Source organism: Hyphomicrobium sp., from assembly GCF_003987855.1.
GTDB lineage: Bacteria > Pseudomonadota > Alphaproteobacteria > Rhizobiales > Hyphomicrobiaceae > Hyphomicrobium_B.
This window is the reverse complement of the sequence record NZ_RXIZ01000015.1, coordinates 176,245-193,617: the sequence shown is the minus strand read 5'-3', so window position 1 is coordinate 193,617 and position 17,373 is coordinate 176,245. Positions and strand designations below refer to the sequence as shown.

Annotated in this window: 15 protein-coding genes; all 15 read right to left on the bottom strand. The window is 62.0% G+C overall.

Going from position 1 to position 17,373, the window contains the following annotated elements:
• Positions 1-5 precede the first annotated feature (5 nt).
• The 15 genes from proS to nuoE all read right to left on the bottom strand — a co-directional run bounded on the left by proS (position 6) and on the right by nuoE (position 17,194).
• Entirely contained in the window at positions 6-1,538 is a 1,533-nt protein-coding gene (gene proS, locus EKK30_RS13910) for a proline--tRNA ligase (RefSeq protein WP_290986065.1), read from the bottom strand.
• 235 nt (positions 1,539-1,773) lie between these two features.
• Entirely contained in the window at positions 1,774-1,998 is a 225-nt protein-coding gene (locus tag EKK30_RS13905; protein WP_290986064.1) for a DUF1467 family protein, read from the bottom strand.
• 39 nt (positions 1,999-2,037) lie between these two features.
• Positions 2,038-2,442, bottom strand: a complete 405-nt coding sequence (mce, locus tag EKK30_RS13900) for a methylmalonyl-CoA epimerase (protein WP_290986063.1) — start codon at positions 2,440-2,442, stop codon at positions 2,038-2,040.
• 47 nt (positions 2,443-2,489) lie between these two features.
• Positions 2,490-4,202 carry a ribonuclease J gene (locus EKK30_RS13895; RefSeq protein WP_290986062.1) on the bottom strand — a complete coding sequence of 571 codons (1,713 nt, stop codon included), beginning with the start codon at positions 4,200-4,202 and terminating at the stop codon, positions 2,490-2,492.
• A complete protein-coding gene (locus tag EKK30_RS13890; protein ID WP_290986061.1) occupies positions 4,199-4,972 on the bottom strand; it encodes a biotin--[acetyl-CoA-carboxylase] ligase in 774 nt (257 codons plus the stop codon). The genes EKK30_RS13895 and EKK30_RS13890 overlap by 4 nt, the downstream gene beginning before the upstream one ends.
• A 6-nt stretch (positions 4,973-4,978) precedes the next feature.
• The gene (gene nuoN / locus EKK30_RS13885; RefSeq protein WP_290986059.1) at positions 4,979-6,442 is read right to left on the bottom strand and encodes an NADH-quinone oxidoreductase subunit NuoN; all 1,464 of its coding nucleotides are present in this window, start codon (positions 6,440-6,442) and stop codon (positions 4,979-4,981) included.
• Positions 6,439-7,938: an NADH-quinone oxidoreductase subunit M gene (locus EKK30_RS13880; protein WP_290986058.1), complete on the bottom strand. Its 1,500-nt coding sequence runs from the start codon at positions 7,936-7,938 to the stop codon at positions 6,439-6,441. The genes nuoN and EKK30_RS13880 overlap by 4 nt, the downstream gene beginning before the upstream one ends.
• Positions 7,935-9,893 carry an NADH-quinone oxidoreductase subunit L gene (gene nuoL, locus EKK30_RS13875; protein ID WP_290986056.1) on the bottom strand — a complete coding sequence of 653 codons (1,959 nt, stop codon included), beginning with the start codon at positions 9,891-9,893 and terminating at the stop codon, positions 7,935-7,937. The genes EKK30_RS13880 and nuoL overlap by 4 nt, the downstream gene beginning before the upstream one ends.
• A 6-nt stretch (positions 9,894-9,899) precedes the next feature.
• Complete coding sequence (nuoK, locus tag EKK30_RS13870; protein ID WP_290986055.1) at positions 9,900-10,208, bottom strand: NADH-quinone oxidoreductase subunit NuoK; 309 nt, start codon at positions 10,206-10,208, stop codon at positions 9,900-9,902.
• The gene (locus EKK30_RS13865) at positions 10,205-10,855 is read right to left on the bottom strand and encodes an NADH-quinone oxidoreductase subunit J (protein ID WP_290986054.1); all 651 of its coding nucleotides are present in this window, start codon (positions 10,853-10,855) and stop codon (positions 10,205-10,207) included. Before EKK30_RS13865 ends, nuoK begins: the two co-directional genes overlap by 4 nt.
• A 132-nt stretch (positions 10,856-10,987) precedes the next feature.
• Positions 10,988-11,476, bottom strand: coding sequence for an NADH-quinone oxidoreductase subunit NuoI (gene nuoI / locus EKK30_RS13860; protein ID WP_290986053.1), 489 nt, complete (start codon positions 11,474-11,476; stop codon positions 10,988-10,990).
• The gene (gene nuoH / locus EKK30_RS13855; RefSeq protein WP_290986052.1) at positions 11,473-12,543 is read right to left on the bottom strand and encodes an NADH-quinone oxidoreductase subunit NuoH; all 1,071 of its coding nucleotides are present in this window, start codon (positions 12,541-12,543) and stop codon (positions 11,473-11,475) included. The genes nuoI and nuoH overlap by 4 nt, the downstream gene beginning before the upstream one ends.
• A gap of 6 nt (positions 12,544-12,549) precedes the next feature.
• A complete protein-coding gene (gene nuoG, locus EKK30_RS13850; RefSeq protein WP_290986051.1) occupies positions 12,550-14,646 on the bottom strand; it encodes an NADH-quinone oxidoreductase subunit NuoG in 2,097 nt (698 codons plus the stop codon).
• A gap of 17 nt (positions 14,647-14,663) precedes the next feature.
• Positions 14,664-15,950 (bottom strand): NADH-quinone oxidoreductase subunit NuoF, encoded by a 1,287-nt coding sequence (nuoF, locus tag EKK30_RS13845; protein ID WP_290986049.1) that lies wholly within the window; start codon positions 15,948-15,950, stop codon positions 14,664-14,666.
• A 5-nt stretch (positions 15,951-15,955) separates the two neighbouring features.
• Positions 15,956-17,194 carry an NADH-quinone oxidoreductase subunit NuoE gene (gene nuoE / locus EKK30_RS13840; RefSeq protein ID WP_290986048.1) on the bottom strand — a complete coding sequence of 413 codons (1,239 nt, stop codon included), beginning with the start codon at positions 17,192-17,194 and terminating at the stop codon, positions 15,956-15,958.
• Between the last annotated feature and the right edge of the window lie 179 nt (positions 17,195-17,373).

The window sequence follows — 17,373 nt, the reverse complement described above, 5'->3', positions numbered from 1 at the left end:
CCGTTTTAATATGCTCGCGCGATCAGCACATGCTCTTTCGCGGGCTCGCCCGTAAAGAAGCACTTGCCGGTCGCCGCCTCCTGCACCAGCGGGGCATTGCGAATCGTCAGCTTCAGAGCCTTCAGCCGATCGGCAATTTTCTCAAGGGCTTCGCCCTCCGGCCGCGACCACGGGACACGGACCCAACCCTTGAATGCGCCGCCCTCGTCTTCCGATTCGCCGGGTCCGAAGTAGTCCGAGAGTTGCTCGAACGTGGTGAAGTTCGTGTTGATGTTGCCGTCGAGGCGCGCTTTGGCTTCGGCGAAGAGCGCGGCCTGAATGTCTTTCAGCAGAGCGGCCGCGCCGGCGACGAACTCGGTCCTCGCCATCGTGCTCGAGATCACCTTGTCGCCGTCGCGAAGGCGGTCGCGGCGCATGAACGTGACGTTGCCGCCGCTGGCATCGCGGCCGCCGACTTCGACGATCACAGGTGCACCCCGGCGCACCCAGTTCCAGCGCTTCTCAGCCGACTTCACGGGCTTCAGGTCGACGAGCGTGCGGATGCCCGCGGCCTTCAATTCCTTCTCGATCGAATTGCAATATTCGATGAGTTCGGCGTCCTCGGGCTTTTCGCGCAGCATCGGCACGATGACGATCTGGCGCGGCGCGATCATCGGCGGCAGGCGAAGACCATCGTCGTCTCCATGAGTCATGATCACGCCGCCGATGAGACGGGTAGAGACGCCCCAGCTCGTCGTATGGCAATGGGTGAGCTGGCCTTGCTGGTTCTGGAACTGAATGTTCTGAGCCTCGGCGAAATGCGTACCGAGATAATGCGAGGTGCCGGCCTGCAGCGCCTTGCCGTCCTGCATCATGGCTTCGATCGAATACGTGTTGTCGGCGCCCGGAAAGCGTTCGTTCGCCGGCTTTTCACCAGCGATGACCGGCATCGCCAGCACGTCTTCGGCGAAGGTGCGGTAAACCTCGAGCATCTTCAGCGTTTCCGCGACAGCATCGTCGCGGTCGGCGTGCGCCGTATGGCCTTCCTGCCAGAGGAACTCGGCCGTGCGCAGGAAAAGACGCGTGCGCATCTCCCAGCGCACGACGTTCGCCCACTGATTGATGAGAAGCGGAAGATCGCGATAGCTTTTCACCCAGCGCTGGAACGCATCGCCGATGATCGTCTCGGACGTGGGGCGAACGATCAGCGGCTCTTCGAGCTTGGCATCGGGATCGACCACCAGCTTCCCGCCATCGTTCTTCAGGCGGTGGTGGGTGACGACGGCCATCTCCTTGGCGAAGCCTTCCACATGCTCCGCTTCCTTGGCGATGAAGCTCATTGGAATGAAGAGCGGGAAATAGCAGTTCTCGTGACCCGTATCCTTGATGCGCGCATCGAGATCGGCCTGGATGCGCTCCCACACGCCCCAGCCCCATGGCTTGATGATCATGCAGCCGCGGACGGGGCTCGTCTCGGCCATGTCGCCGTCGCGCACGACGGCCTGGTACCATTCGGGAAAATTCGCGTCGCGGGTGACGGACAGCGCGCGCTTGCTCATCGGGCATCTCCGCGCGCGCGGGACGTGCTGCAGGTAAGTGGTAAGGAACGACGCATTGCAGACTCGCCTATGAACGTGCGCGGCGCGCCGCGCCTTTTCTTATCCGGTAGCCCCGAGTTGAGCCAAAGCCGAATAGCCGGTAACCCGAGGGCTGGCAATGGCGGGAGGCGATATTCCCCCGCGCGCAACGACGCGATCGGGACCCGTGCGGACGGCGGGACCCGCCGAAGCGGGCTTAGACGTTGGCGATGATGGCGTAAACGCCTGCGAACGCGATCGCGGCGACAACGGTATTGACCCAGAAGACCCGGAAGAAGTTGAACTTGTGCGGCGCGCTCTCCGGCGTTCCAGGAACGATCTCGCCGACATCCCCTTGCGTTCGCGCGAAGAACGGCAGCACCGCGAACAGCGTGATGAACCACATGCAAAAGAAAGTGGCGACGGCGACCGAGGTACGCATCAGACTGTCCTCAAAACTGGAAGCCCGTGAAGGCTTGATTCAAACCTGTTCCAGCTCGACGAGCGTGCCGCAGAAATCCTTTGGATGCAGAAACAGCACGGGCTTTCCGTGTGCGCCGATCTTGGGGTTTCCGTCGCCGAGTACGCGTGCGCCCTGGGCCTTCAACTGGTCGCGCGCGGCAATGATATCCTCTACCTCATAGCACACGTGATGGATGCCGCCGTCGGGAGATTTCTCGAGGAATTTCGCGATTGGCGAACCCTCACCGAGCGGCTCGAGCAGCTCGATCTTCGTGTTCGGAAGCTCGATGAAGACGACCGTGACGCCGTGTTCGGGCTGCGCTGTCGGCGCACCGACTTTGGCGCCCAATGCATTCCTATAGACACTAGACGCCTTTTCGAGATCCTTAACCGCGATGGCGACGTGGTTCAGGCGTCCAATCATGCTCGTTTCTCCGGCGTGTAGGTAAGCGTCGACAAAGGTGCCCAGCCTCAGGCTTTGCCATCCACCACGGACAGCAGCACTTTGACAACCGGCTTCTTGCCCCAGGCTTCGTTAATGGCGGACCGCACCGCGCGCTGGACGGCATCCTGCACCATCAAGTGGTCGCCGCGCCGCTTCGGAGGGATGGATCTAACCGTGCCGTCTATGGCATCGAGCACGATCTCGCGCATGGAATCGCCGTCGCGGTCGGCCAGCGGAATGCCTTCCAGCACGACGCCGGGCTCGCCCAAGATCTCGCCGCGTCGGGAAAGCGACATCGCGACGACGGCGATGCCGACGAACGACAGCTTGCGCCTGGCCCTCACCGGCCCCTCGGCGTCCGGCACGATCAAATTGCCGTCGCGGAACAGGCGACCTGTCGGAATTTCATCGATGACCGAAGCCGGGTCCGGCCAAAGCTTCAGCATTTCGCCGTCGACGATCGTGAACGTCTGACTTACGCCGCAGGACTTGGCGAGCTTTGCGTGCTCCTTGAGGTGCCGCGCCTCGCCGTGCATCGGCACCGCGATCTTGGGACGAATCCAAGCGTACATGTCGCGCAGTTCATCGCGGCGCGGATGCCCGGTGACGTGAACGAGCGCCTCGGCGTCCGTCACGAGTTCGGTACCGAGGCGTGCGAGCGCGTTCTGGATTCTGGAGACGGCTCGCTCGTTGCCCGGAATCGTGCGCGACGAGAAAATGACCATGTCGCCCTTGTCGAGCGAGATGTCCGGGTGCTCGTCCTCGGCGATGCGCGCAATCGCTGCCCGCGGCTCGCCCTGACTGCCGGTGCAGAGAACGACGATCTTGTCGCGCGGGAGCTCGGAAAAGCGCTGCTGATCGAGATAGGTGAAGCTGCGCGGGAGATATCCGGTTTCGATCGCGACTTCGATGACGCGATGGAGCGCGCGCCCCGCGACCACGAGTGAACGGCCGGCCGCGTGAGTTGCAGCGGCGATCGAGGCGACGCGAGCGACGTTCGAAGCGAAAAGCGTGACGGCGACACAGCGCGGCGCATCCGCGATGATCTTCTTTAGCGTCTTGGCGACGTCTTCTTCCGATGCGGAGCGCCCTTCCCGCATGGCATTCGTAGAATCGCCGATGAGCGCCAGGACGCCTTCGTCGCCGATCGCCTGAAGGCGTGCAGCGTCGTGCGGCCGTCCGACCACGGGCGTCGGATCGAGTTTCCAGTCGCCGGTGTGAAAGAGAGTTCCGGCCGATGTGCGGATCGCAAGCCCGTTGGGTTCGGGGATCGAGTGGGTGAGGCTCACCATTTCAACTTCGAACGGGCCCGCCTTGAAGCGGCCGCCAAGCGGAACCTCGCGGATCGGCAGCGACAGCGATCCTCCGAACTCGCCGAGCTTCGTCTTGAGCATGCCAGCGGTGAACGGGGTGGCGAAGATCGGGCATTCCAGCGACGGCCAAAGATCGATGACCGCGCCGACGTGATCTTCGTGGGCGTGCGTGAGCACGAGCCCCATCAGGTTTTTTCGCTCAGCGCTGATGAAGCGCAGATCGGGCAGCACCACGTCGGCACCCGGCTCGGCCTCATGAGGAAACGTCACGCCGAGGTCGACCATCAGCCAGGATCGGGATCGCGGCGGACCGAAGCCGTACAGGTAGACGTTCATGCCGATCTCGCCGAGACCGCCAAGCGCCGCAAATACCAGTTCGTCCGACTTGAATTTTCCCGAGGATGGTGGGGCCGCCTGCTCGCTCATGTGTCCCCATCGCGCGCGATTTCGCCGATTAGGGCGACATCGCCGTAATTGATCTCGCGGATCACGCCGTCGACATTGGCGAGAAGCGCGCCCGTTTCAGCCAGTCCTTCATAGGTCGCGGCCAAAGGACCAGCTTCCGTGTTGACGACGATCGGCTCGCCGACAGGGCCGGCTCGGTCCATCCAGGCCTGCCGAAGCACCGAGAAGTTTGCGCCCTCAGCCCAGCGATCAAGCCAAAAACCGACGCGCTCGGACAGATTCGCGATCAAAGCGCGCGGCGACGGCGGCGCGCCATAATCTGCAAGCGCCACCGCATTGCGTCCGACCGCTTCGGGAAAAGTCACGAGATTCAGTCCGAAACCCAAAACCGCTAAAAAACCGGAGCCTTCGCGAAATGACGTGCTCTCGACCAAAATTCCACCTGCCTTGGCAAATCCAATCAGAATGTCATTGGGCCATTTGAGGCGAAGTTCCGTCTCGGGCGCAAGGTCCATTGTTGTTCTGACAGCGTCTATAATGGCAATTCCGGCGATTAGTGACAATTGTCCCGCCTGAGCCATCGGCGCCATGCTGCGAAAGGCCAAGCTGGCGTGAAGGTTTCCCGGCTGGGAGACCCATTGCCGCCCGGCGCGGCCCCGGCCGCCCGTCTGGGTGTCGGCCACCACCCATAGCGGCAACGCTTCGCCCGCAAGCCCGAGCCGCGCGGCATCGGCATTCGTCGATCCGGTTTCGGCGACGTGCACGATGCGAGGCGGCGAGAACCCTTCCATCTTTGGTTAGAGGGCGTGGCCCGGAACGAGCACGGCGGCCGCAGCGCTTGCCGCGTCGACGACGGCGCCGCCGACGAACGGCAGAACAAAGATCACGGTAAAGACAGCCGACAATGCCATGACCGCGAAGGTCCGTCCCTCGCGAGGCGCGAACGCTTCAGCCGGCTCGTCGAAGAACATGATCTTGACGATGCGGAGATAGTAGTAGGCGCTGATCACGCTGGCGATCATGCCGATGACGGACAGCGGATAGAGCCCGGCTTTAATGGCCGGGAGAAACACGTACCATTTCGCCCAGAAGCCCGCGAGCGGCGGAATGCCCGCGAACGAAAACATCAGCAGCGCGAGAATGGTCGCAAAGGTCAGGTCCGACCGTGCGAGGCCTGCGAGGTCGGAGATGTTTTCGACATAGCGATCGCCTCGACGCATCGAGAGAACGCAGGCGAAGGCACCGAGCGTCATCGCCACGTAGATCGCCAGGTAGATCAGAACTCCGGCGGTTCCCTCGGCGCTGTTAGCGGCAAGTCCGACCAGGGCGAAGCCGACATGGCCAATGGAGGAATAGGCCAGCAGGCGCTTGATATTGTTCTGGCCGATGGCGGCGAACGCGCCGAGCCCCATCGAAGCGATCGAGATGAAAATGATGATCTGCTGCCATTGCGAGGCAACGGCGGGGAGCGCCGCCTGCGTGAAGCGAAGAAGCAGCGCCATGGCGGCAATCTTCGGCGCACCGGCAAAGAACGCGGTCACGGGCGTCGGCGCGCCCTGGTAAACATCCGGCGTCCACATGTGGAAAGGCACGGCGGCGATTTTGAAGGCGATACCGACGAGAACGAAAACGAGACCGAACGTCAGTCCGACGTTGGTCGTCATCTGCGGCAGGCTGACGGCGGAGGCGATGGTGGCGTAGCTCGTCGAACCGGTGACGCCATAGAGGATCGAGGCGCCATAGAGCAGCATGCCGGACGACAGGGCACCAAGGACGAAATACTTCAGGCCCGCTTCGCTCGAGCGAACATCGTCGCGCTTGAAGGCGGCGATGACGTAGAGGGCGAGCGATTGAAGCTCAAGGCCGAGATAGAGGGCGATGAGGTCATTGGCCGAGACCATCATCAGCATGCCGAGCGTGGCGAGCAGCACGAGCACGGGATATTCGAACAGCAGGAGCTTGGCGCGGCCGAAATTGTCGAAGGTCATCAGCAGCGTCAGAGCGCCGCCGACGAGAATGACGATCTTCAGGAAGCGGGTGAAGCTATCGGAGACGAACGCGCCGTTGAACACGCTGGCCGTGCCGGTCTGCTCGAAGACCGCGACTCCGGCGATCACGAGCACGATGATCGCCAGCCAGGAAACGGTCCGGCCGGCAGCCTCGCCGTCCTTCGTGAAAACGCCGATCATCAAAAGCGCGATCGCGCCGAGCGCCAGAATGAGCTCCGGCATGACGACGGAAAGGACCGTGCTATCGATCATTGGACACCTCGGGTCGTCAGCGACGCGGCGGCCGTTCCCTGCGCGGACTGATAATTCTGGACGAGATTTTTCACGGACGTCGCCGTCACATCAAGGACGGGCGAGGGATACACGCCGTAAAAGATCGTCAGGATGATCAGCGGCGTGAGGATCGCGACCTCGCGGGGCGAAAGATCAAGAATGCTCTTCAAGCTGGCTTTCTCGAGCGCGCCGAAGATGACGCGGCGATAGAGATAGAGCGCGTAGGCGGCCGACAGGATCACGCCCGTCGTCGCGATGATCGCGACCCAGGTGTTGGCGTGGAAGGCGGCGAGCAGCGTCAGAAATTCGCCGATGAATCCGCTCGTTCCCGGCAGCCCGACGTTCGCCATCGTGAACACCATGAAGGCAAACGCGTACTTCGGCATCCGCTCGACCAAGCCGCCATAGGCAGAGATCTCGCGCGTGTGCATGCGGTCGTAGACGACGCCGACGCAGAGGAAGAGTGCCGATGAGACAAGGCCGTGGGAGAGCATCTGGAAGATCGCGCCATCCACGCCTTGCTGTGTGGCGGAGAAGATGCCCATCGTGACGTAGCCCATGTGGGCGACGGATGAATAGGCGATGAGCTTCTTCATGTCTTCCTGAACGAGCGCGACGAGCGACGTGTAGACAATCGCGACGATGGATAGCGTGAACACAAACGGCGCCAGATCGGCGGACGCGTTCGGGAACATCGGCAGCGAGAAGCGCAGGAAACCGTAGCCGCCCATCTTCAGGAGAATGCCGGCAAGGATGACGGAGCCTGCCGTCGGCGCTTCGACGTGCGCGTCGGGAAGCCACGTATGGACCGGCCACATCGGCATCTTGACGGCGAAGGAAGCGAAGAACGCCAACCACAGCCACCATTGCATCTCAGGCGGGAATTTCGTCTGCAGCAGCGTTGGGATATCGGTGGTGCCGGCGTGCCAGTACATCGCCATCATGGCGAGCAGCATCAGCACGGAGCCGAGCAGCGTGTAGAGGAAGAACTTGAAGCTGGCGTAGACGCGGCGCTTTCCGCCCCACACACCGATGATGATGAACATCGGGATGAGGCCGCCCTCGAAGAAGAGGTAGAAGAGAACGATGTCGAGCGCGCAGAAGACGCCGAGCATCATCGTCTCGAGGATGAGAAAGGCGATCATGTACTCCTTGACGCGGAGTTGGATCGATTCCCAGCTCGCAAGGATGCAGAGCGGCATCAGGAACGTCGTCAGGATGACGAACAGCATCGAGATGCCGTCGACGCCCATCTTGTACTTCAGCGGGCCGAGCCAGGCATGCTCCTCGACGAACTGAAAGCCGGCGTTCGCGGAATCGAAGTTGATCCAGATGAGCAGCGACACCGCGAAGGTCACCAACGTCGTCCAGAGCGCGATCCAACGCGCATTGCCCTTGGCTTCAGGATTGAGGAACGCGATCAAAACCGCGCCGACGAGGGGCAGAAAGACCGTGATCGAGAGAATGTTGCTCATTTGAGCACCCCGCCGAAGAGCCCGTTATAGGTGAGCCACGTCAGGATGGCGGCTACGCCGATCAGCATGGCGAAGGCGTAGTGGTACATGTAGCCCGTTTGCAGCTTGACCACCCGATCGGTGACACGAACGACGCCTGCCGCCGTGCCGTCGATGGTGCCATCGATGATGGCTCCGTCGCCGCCCTTCCACAGCAGCCGGCCGATCGCGAAGGCGGGCCGCACAAAAATGAAATTATAAAGCTCGTCGAAGTACCACTTGTTGAGCAGGAACAAGTAGAGGGGCTTGAACGCGCGGGCGGTCGCTTCCGGCAGCCAGGGCGCGCCGATGTAATAGACCCAGGCGATCGCGAAGCCGAGGAGCATCGCGACGAACGACGAATAGCTCACCCATTCCGGCACATCGTGCATCTCATGCAGGATGTGATTGTTCTGTCCCGTGAAGATCGCGGCGCCCCAGAATTCCTTCTGGTCGTGGCCGATGAAGTACGGCGCGAACACGATACCGGCAGCCACCGCGCCAAGCGACAGAACGGCCAGCGGGATCATCATCGACGGCGGGCTTTCGTGCGCGTGATCGTAGGTGTGATGGTCGGCGCGCGTTTTGCCGTAGAAGGTTAGGAAGACGAGCCGCCAGGAATAGAACGACGTCATCAGGGCGGCGATGACGAGCAGCCAGAACGCGTAGTTGTTCGGCGTCGCGGCGGCGTAGGATGCCTCGATAATCGCATCCTTGGAATAGAAGCCAGCAAAGCCGGTGAGATGGGGAATGCCGACGCCGGTCAGCGCGAGCGTGCCGATCAGCATGGCGGCGAACGTCCACGGGATCTTAGGGCGCAGGCCGCCCATGTGGCGCATGTCCTGCTCATGATGCATGGCGTGAATGACCGAGCCCGCACCGAGGAAGAGCAGCGCCTTGAAGAAGGCGTGCGTGAAGAGATGGAAGATGCCGGCACCATAGGCGCCGATGCCGCACGCCACGAACATGTAGCCAAGCTGCGAGCATGTCGAATAGGCGATGACGCGCTTGATGTCGTTCTGAACCAAGCCGACGGTCGCCGCGAAGAACGCGGTTATCGCGCCGATCAGGGTGACGAAAGCCAAGGCGTCGGGGGCGAGTTCGAAGATCGGCGACAGGCGCGCGACCATGAAGACACCGGCCGTCACCATCGTGGCCGCATGGATCAAAGCCGACACGGGCGTCGGGCCTTCCATCGCGTCCGGGAGCCAGGTGTGGAGCAGGAACTGCGCGGACTTGCCCATCGCGCCCATGAACAACAGGAGCGAGATCGTGGTCAGGATATCGACGTCGTGCCCTGCGAAGTTGAACGTCTTGCCGACGGCGCCCGGAACCGCTGCGAACAACGCATCGAAATTCACGGTATGGAAGACGAAGAACAGTCCGAAGATGCCGAGGGCGAAACCGAAGTCGCCAACACGGTTGACGACGAACGCCTTTATGGCCGCGGCGCACGCCGACGGTTTCGTATACCAGAAGCCGATGAGGAGGTAGGAGGCAAGGCCGACGCCTTCCCAGCCGAAGAACATCTGGACGAGATTGTTGCTCGTCACCAGCATCAGCATCGCGAAGGTGAAGAGCGAAAGATAGGCGAAGAAGCGGGGACGCGAGTCGTCCTCGTGCATGTAGCCGATGGAATAAAGGTGCACGAGCGATGACACGGTGGTGACGACGACGAGCATCACCGAGGTCAGAGTGTCGATCTTCAAGGCCCAGGAGATGTCGAGTTCGCCCGACGTGATCCAGCGCATGAGCGTGATCTCATGCGTCTCGTGACCGAGCGCGACCTGGAAGAAGACGATCCACGAAAGCACCGCTGCGATCATCAGGAACGATGTGGTGATGACCTCGCACGGGCGCGCGCCGATAATGCGACCGAAGAAGCCCGCAATGAGCGCGCCGGCAAGCGGCAGGAAAACGATGGCGGCGTAGATCATCCCGCCTCACCCCTTCATCATGTTGATGTCTTCAACCGCGATCGAACCGCGGTTGCGGAAATAGACCACCATGATCGCAAGACCGATGGCGGATTCCGCGGCGGCGACCGTCAGCACGAAAAGTGCGAACACCTGCCCGACGAGGTCGCCGTTGAAATGCGAGAACGCCACGAAGTTGATGTTGACCGCGAGCAGCATCAATTCGATCGACAGCAGAATGACGATGACGTTCTTGCGATTGAGAAAGATGCCGAAGATGCCGAGCGTGAACAGACACGCCGCGACGACAAGATAGTGTCCCAGCCCGATGGTCATTCGGCGGCCTCCGGATGCTTGGCAGCTGGCGGGATGACGGATCCGCCGCTTGGAACCTTGATGATTTCGAGCCCCGTCTTCGGTCCGCGGGCGACCTGGGCCGAGATCGATTGGCGCTTGACGCCTTCACGATGCTTGAGGGTCAGCACGATGGCCCCGATCATCGCCACGAACAGGATCAGGCCCGACGCTTCGAAGAAGTAGACGTATTTCGTGTAGAGAATTTCGCCGAGCGCCTGCGTATTGGTAATGTCCGAACCAGCGGCGGGAACCGGAGAAGCGACGTTCAGCGTGGAAGCCGCGGTCAGGCCGCGATAGCCAACCAGCGCCAGAATCTCGGCGAGAACGATGCCGCCGACCAGCGCGCCAATGCCCGCATTCTTGATGAAGCCCGCCTTCAGTTCCGCGAAGTCGACGTCGAGCATCATGACGACGAACAGGAACAGCACGGCAACCGCGCCGACATAGACGATGACGAGCAGCATCGCCAGGAATTCGGCGCTCAGAAGGACGAAGAGCCCGGCGGCATTGAAGAACGCCAAGATCAAAAAGAGCACGGCGTGGACGGGATTCTTGGTCAGGATCACCGCTGCGCCCGATCCCACCGCGAGCGCCGCGAAGATGTAGAAGAAAATAGCCGATGCCATTCTACCCCCTCACCCGGCGATTCGCGCCGACCTCTCCCCGAGGGGAAAGGTGTGTGTCACAGCGTATCCCCTCTTCCCTTGGGGAGAGGGTTGGGGTGAGGGAGAGTTGCTCGATCACGTTCATGACTTCCCTCACCGGTACTTCGCGTCGAGCGCGATGTTCTTGGCGATTTCCCGCTCCCAACGGTCGCCGTTCGAAAGCAGCTTTTCCTTGTCGTAGAAAAGCTCCTCTCGCGTCTCGGTCGCGAACTCGAAGTTCGGGCCTTCGACGATGGCGTCGACAGGGCAAGCCTCCTGGCAGAGGCCGCAGTAGATGCATTTCGTCATGTCGATGTCGTAGCGCGTCGTCCGGCGCGTGCCGTCGTTACGGCGCGGGCCCGCTTCGATCGTGATCGCCTGCGCCGGGCAGATCGCCTCGCAGAGCTTGCAGGCGATGCAGCGCTCTTCGCCGTTGGGATAGCGGCGCAGCGCATGCTCGCCACGGAAGCGGGGCGACAGTGGGCCTTTCTCATAGGGATAGTTCAGCGTCTTCTTCGGCGAGAAGAAGTACCGCATCGTGAGAAAGAAGGCCGAGACGAATTCGGTGAGGAAAAGCGACCTCACGCCTTGCGTGACGTTCATGACAGGAAGCCTCCGAATTGCAGTACGGCGGCCGTGAGAATGACCATGACGAGCGACAGGGGCAGGAAGACCTTCCAGCCAAGACGCATCAGCTGATCATAGCGGTAGCGCGGCACCATAGCCTTCACCATGGCGAACATGAAGAAGACGAACACGAGTTTCAGCAGGAACCAGAGAATTCCAGGAATGGCGTTCAATGGCCAGAGATCGACCGGCGGCAGCCATCCGCCCAGGAACAGAATTGTCGTCAGCGCACACATCGTGGTGATCGCGACGTATTCGCCGAGCATATAGAGGAGGTATGGGGTCGAGGAATATTCGACCATGAAGCCGGCGACGAGCTCAGATTCCGCCTCGACGAGATCGAACGGCGGCCGGTTCGTCTCGGCGAGCGCCGATATAAAGAACACGACGAACATCGGGAAGAGCGGCAGCCAGTGCCAGTCGAGGAATGAGCTCGTCAGGCCGACGCGCGTGCCGAGCCCGGCGCGTTGGGCGTTGACGATGTCGGTGACGTTGAGCGAGCCGACGCAAAGGATCACGCAGACGATGACGAAGCCGATCGAGACTTCATACGACACCATCTGCGCGGCCGAGCGAAGGCTTCCCATGAAGGGATACTTCGAGTTCGAAGCCCAGCCGCCCATGATAATGCCGTAGACGCCGAGCGAGGAGATCGCAGTGAGGTAGAGGATGCCGACATTCATGTCGGAGATCACCCACTTGCCCCAGCTGTTCTGGTTGACCGGAATGACCGCCCAAGACGCAAGCGCAAACACCGCGGTTGCAAGCGGGGCCAGCAGAAACACCGCCTTGTCGGAGCCCGCCGGAATGATCGTCTCCTTGAGGACGAATTTCAAAAGGTCGGCGAACGACTGCAACAGGCCGAAGGGGCCGACGACATTGGGGCCGCGGCGCATCTGGACAGCGGCCCAGACCTTACGGTCCATCAGAAGCAGGAATGCGATGATGATCAGCAGCACGACGAGGAGCAGCAGGGAAAAGCCGACGAGCGCCAGCAGGTTCCAGCCATAGTCCGTCATGAATGTCTGCAGCGATTCGAGCATGGTTCCCTACTCCGCTGCGTTGAGTTTTTGGTTTTTGGAGGCTCTGAGCGCGCTCATGCCGGCCATCACCGCGGAAGCGCGGGCGATTGCGTTCGTCAGGTAGAAGTCGGCGATCGCCGGCGCGAACGGTTCGGACGAGGGCTGACCGGAAAGTTTGGCCAGCGTTTCGAGGCCCGAGACAGCACGCGTCTCGACCGTATCGAGAGCGGCAAGCTGCGGGCTTACGCGGTACATCGCGGCGCGCAGTTCTTTCAGGTTGTCATAGGGCAGCGTCGCCCCGGCACGCTGAGAAAGCGCGCGGAGGATCGTCCAGTCCTCTTTCGCGCTGCCGGGCGGGAAGACCGCGCGCACCGTTTGCTGCGCGCGCCCCTCGGTGTTGACGTAGGTCGCGCTTTTCTCGGTGTAGGCTGCACCCGGAAGGATGACATCGGCGCGCTCCGCGCCTTTGTCGCCGTGGGTTCCCTGGTAGACGACGAAGGCTTTGGCATCGAGACGGGTCAGATCGCACTCGTCGGCACCGAGCAGGTAAAGGAACTGGGTTTCGGGTCCGAGAATGCCTGCGATGTCCTTGCCGCCCTTCCCCGGAACGAAGCCGAGATCGAGGCCGGCAACGCGAGCGGCAGCATTATGGAGAACGTTGAAGCCGTTCCAGCTCGCGTCCTTGCCTTCCGATGCCGCGAGCAGAATTCGCGCGGCGAGCGAGAGCACTGCGAGACCGTCCGGCCGGGCAAACGCACCCTGCCCGACGATGACCATCGGCTTTGCCGCCGTCTTCAGAGTTTCAGCGAAGGAGTGCTTGCCGCTGGCGATGTCGGCCAATGTTTCCGGACCGGCGCCGAGGTACTCGTAGGGATAGGCGAGATCAACCTGCGGGCCGACGACGGCGATCTTGGTCGGCGCCGTGCGCCAGCGCTTGCGGATGCGTGCGTTGAGCACCGTGGCTTCGATGCGCGGATTGGCGCCGATCAGCAGAATGGCGTCGGCCTGCTCGATGCCCTCAATGCTGGAATTGAAGAGATAGCTGGCGCGGCCGAGTTTTGGATCGAGCTTATCGCCGGCTTGGCGGCAATCGAGCGATGTGGCGCCGAAGCGGGCGAGAAGATCCTTCAGCGCGAGGATTTCCTCAGCGCCCGCGAGATCGCCGGCAATCGCGCCGATCTTGTCGGCTGGTGTCGATTTCAGCTTTTCGGCAACGAGGCTCAGCGCGGCGTCCCACGTCGCCGGCTCGAAGCGGCCGTTCTTCTTAATGTAGGGCTGATCCAGGCGCTGTGTCTTGAGCCCGTCGGAGACGTGCCGCGTCTTGTCCGAAATCCATTCCTCGTTGATGGCGTCATTGTTGCGTGGAAGAATTCGCATAACGGTAGCGCCGCGAACATCTGCGACGATCGAGGAGCCGACCGCGTCCATCACGTCGATCGTTTCGACGCCTTCCATTTCCCAGGGGCGAGCGCTGAACGCCCATGGCCGATGCGTCAGGGCGCCGACCGGGCACAGATCTACGGCATTGGCGCTCATCTCGGACATGATGCCGTGCTCGAGATAGGTCGTGATCTCGGCGTCCTCGCCGCGACCGATCAGGCCCAGTTCTTCGACGCCTGCGATCTCCGTCATATATCGAACGCAACGCGTGCAGTGGATGCAGCGCGTCATCATCGTCTTGATCAGCGGCCCGATGTGCTTCTCTTCGACCGCGCGCTTGTTCTCGTGATAGCGCGAGCGTCCCATGCCGAAGGCCATGGCCTGGTCTTGCAGGTCGCATTCGCCGCCCTGGTCGCAGATCGGACAATCGAGCGGGTGGTTGATGAGGAGGAACTCCATCACCCCTTCCCGCGCCTTCTTCACCATCGGCGAGGCGGTGTTGATGATCTTGGGCGAGCCATCCTTGTTCGGCGGTAGGTCGTTGACGAGCATGGCGCACGACGCGATCGGCTTCGGCGAACCCTGCACTTCGACGAGGCACATGCGGCAATTGCCGGCGATCGACAGCCGCTCGTGATAGCAGAAGCGCGGAATGACCGAGCCCGCCATCTCGCAGGCGTGCATCAAGGTCGTGCCGTCCTCGACCTCGATCGGTGTGCCGTCGACAATGAGTTGCTTTGGCATCTTGCTTTACCCGCCGCTTATTCCGCCGCCATGCGCGCATGCTTGGCTTGATATTCCTCGATGCGCTGCTCGATCACAGGGCGGAAATTCTTGATGAGGCCCTGGATGGGCCAAGCCGCCGCATCGCCCAGCGCGCATATCGTGTGGCCCTCGATCTGTTTCGTCACGTCGAGCAGCAGATCGATCTCGCGCTTCTCGGCTTCGCCGCGTTCGAGGCGCTCCATCACCCGCCACATCCAGCCGGTGCCTTCGCGGCACGGCGTGCACTGGCCGCAGCTCTCATGCTTGTAGAAATAGGAGATACGCCGGATAGCCGCGATGATGTCGGTCGACTTATCCATCACGATGACCGCGGCAGTGCCCAGACCGGAACCCAGCTTGCCCAGCGCGTCGAAATCCATCGTCACGTCGGCTGCCTGCTCGGCGGTGATGCAGCGGACCGACGAGCCACCCGGGATTACGGCGAGCAGGTTATCCCAGCCGCCGCGAATGCCGCCGCAGTGCTTGTCGATCAGCTCCCGCAACGGGATGCCCATTTCTTCCTCGACGACACACGGACGCTCCACGTGCCCTGAAATCTGGAAGAGCTTGGTGCCGGTATTGTTGGGTTTGCCGAGCGCCGCGAACCACGTCGAGCCGCGCCTCAGGATCTCGCCCGCGACGGCGATGCTCTCGACGTTGTTGATCGTGGTCGGTGCGCCATAGAGGCCGACGTTCGCCGGGAACGGCGGCTTTAAGCGCGGCTGCCCTTTCTTGCCTTCGAGGCTTTCGAGCATCGCGGTCTCTTCACCGCAGATATAGGCGCCGGCGCCGTGGTGGACGTAGATGTCAAAGTCCCAGCCGTGACTGTTGTTCTTGCCGATGAGCTTGGCGGCGTAGGCTTCATCGATCGCGCGCTGCAGCGCCTCGCGCTCGCGGATGTATTCGCCGCGCACGTAGACGTAACAGGCGTGCGCGCGCATGGCGAAGGATGCAAGCAGCGCGCCCTCGACCAGCAAATGCGCATCGTGGCGGAGGATCTCGCGGTCCTTGCAGGAGCCGGGCTCGGACTCGTCGGCGTTGATGACGAGATAGCTCGGCCGGGCGTCGGCCTTGGGCATGAACGACCACTTGAGTCCCGTCGGGAATCCGGCACCGCCGCGACCACGCAAGCCCGACTTCTTCACCTCATCGATGATGTAGTCGTGACCCTTGTCGATGAAGAACTTCGTTCCGTCCCAAACGCCACGGCTTTGCGCGCCCTTGAGGCTGACGTCGTGAAAGCCATAGATGTTGCGGAATATCCGGTCGCGATCATGCAGCATGCGCGCTACCCCTTGGGCTTTTCGCCGGCTTTGCTTTCGGGCCGCCACCCGGAAGCGAGCTTTTGAGCCTGCTCGATCCACTTGTCACGCGTAACGCGACCCTTAAAGCCGTCAAGCTGACTTTCGAACCATGCGATGTTCTCGGGCGTCCACTTGGCGATCTGATCGAAGTGCCAGATGCCGATTGCGTGCAGCTTGCCGACCAAGCCGTCGCCGACACCCCAGATGAGCGAGAGATCGTCTCCCGCATCACTACGCGGGCCTTTCAGCAACTCGGGCTCGACCGCCGGGACTGCGGCAGCCGCGGCGGCGATGGCCCGGTCGCGCATCATATCGGCCTTGATCCGATCGAGTTCGCCGGCGGAGAGCGGCTTGCCGTCGCCACGGGCTTCGAGTTCCTTGACGAGACCGGCATTCGCCATTGCCGTCAACGCTGCAGGATGAACCGGCGGCGCGCCCTGTGCCGATGCGTTTCCCGATGATCCTGGCGATGAAGGCGACGTTCCCGCGGCGACCTCAGCCTTGTGCGCGGGAGATGCCAGAGCCGATGGCGGCGCGGTTTCCTGCACCTTGTCGGATGCCTCCGCGGTCGTCTCCTCGAAGCGCTTCTTCCAGGCTCCGATCGTCGAGCCGTCATATAGCGTCTTGTCGGTCAGCGACGTTGGTCCGGTGCTCGGACACGAAGCCGTGCGTCCGGTCTGCGAGCCCGGCTTCGGCTGCTGTCCGGCGATGAACCCGTCGATGATCTTTTCCAACTGTTCAGCGGTCAAATCTTCGTACGTATCCTTGTTGACCTGCACGACAGGAGCGTTCGCGCAGACGCCGATGCATTCAACCTCTTCCCAGGAGAGCGTGCCATCGGCGTTCGTATGATGGGCATGCTCGCTGATGCGCTTCTTGCACACCGAGATGAGTTCGCCCGAGCCACGCAGCATGCACGGCGTCGTGCCGCAGACCTGCAAGTGCGCCTTGCTGCCAACGGGCGACAGCTGAAACATCGTGTAGAACGTCGCGATTTCCATGCCGCGGATGTGCGCCATGCCCAACATGTCGCAAACGAGCCGGATCGCCGGCTCGGGAAGCCAGCCGCCGGCCTGCTCCTGCGCCCGCCAGAGCAGCGGAATGATGGCGGATGCCTGCTTGCCCTGCGGATATTTCGCGATCGTCTCTTGCGCCCACGTGAGATTCTCAGCCGTGAAAGCAAACTGGGCAGGTTGCTCAGGATTCAGTCGGCGAACGGCCATTCACGGCTCCCTCGAACGTCAATCCCATGCCGCCGCAAGAAAACGAGCCGCCGTCAGCCGGGCTATTCAGGCCTTGTGCTCTTCGTCGATTCACGGAGCGACATTAACTCTCAGGTACGCACGCGGTCCAGTACGAGGATCGCGTTCGCAAAGCAAGCTTTTGTCTATGTGCCGCATGC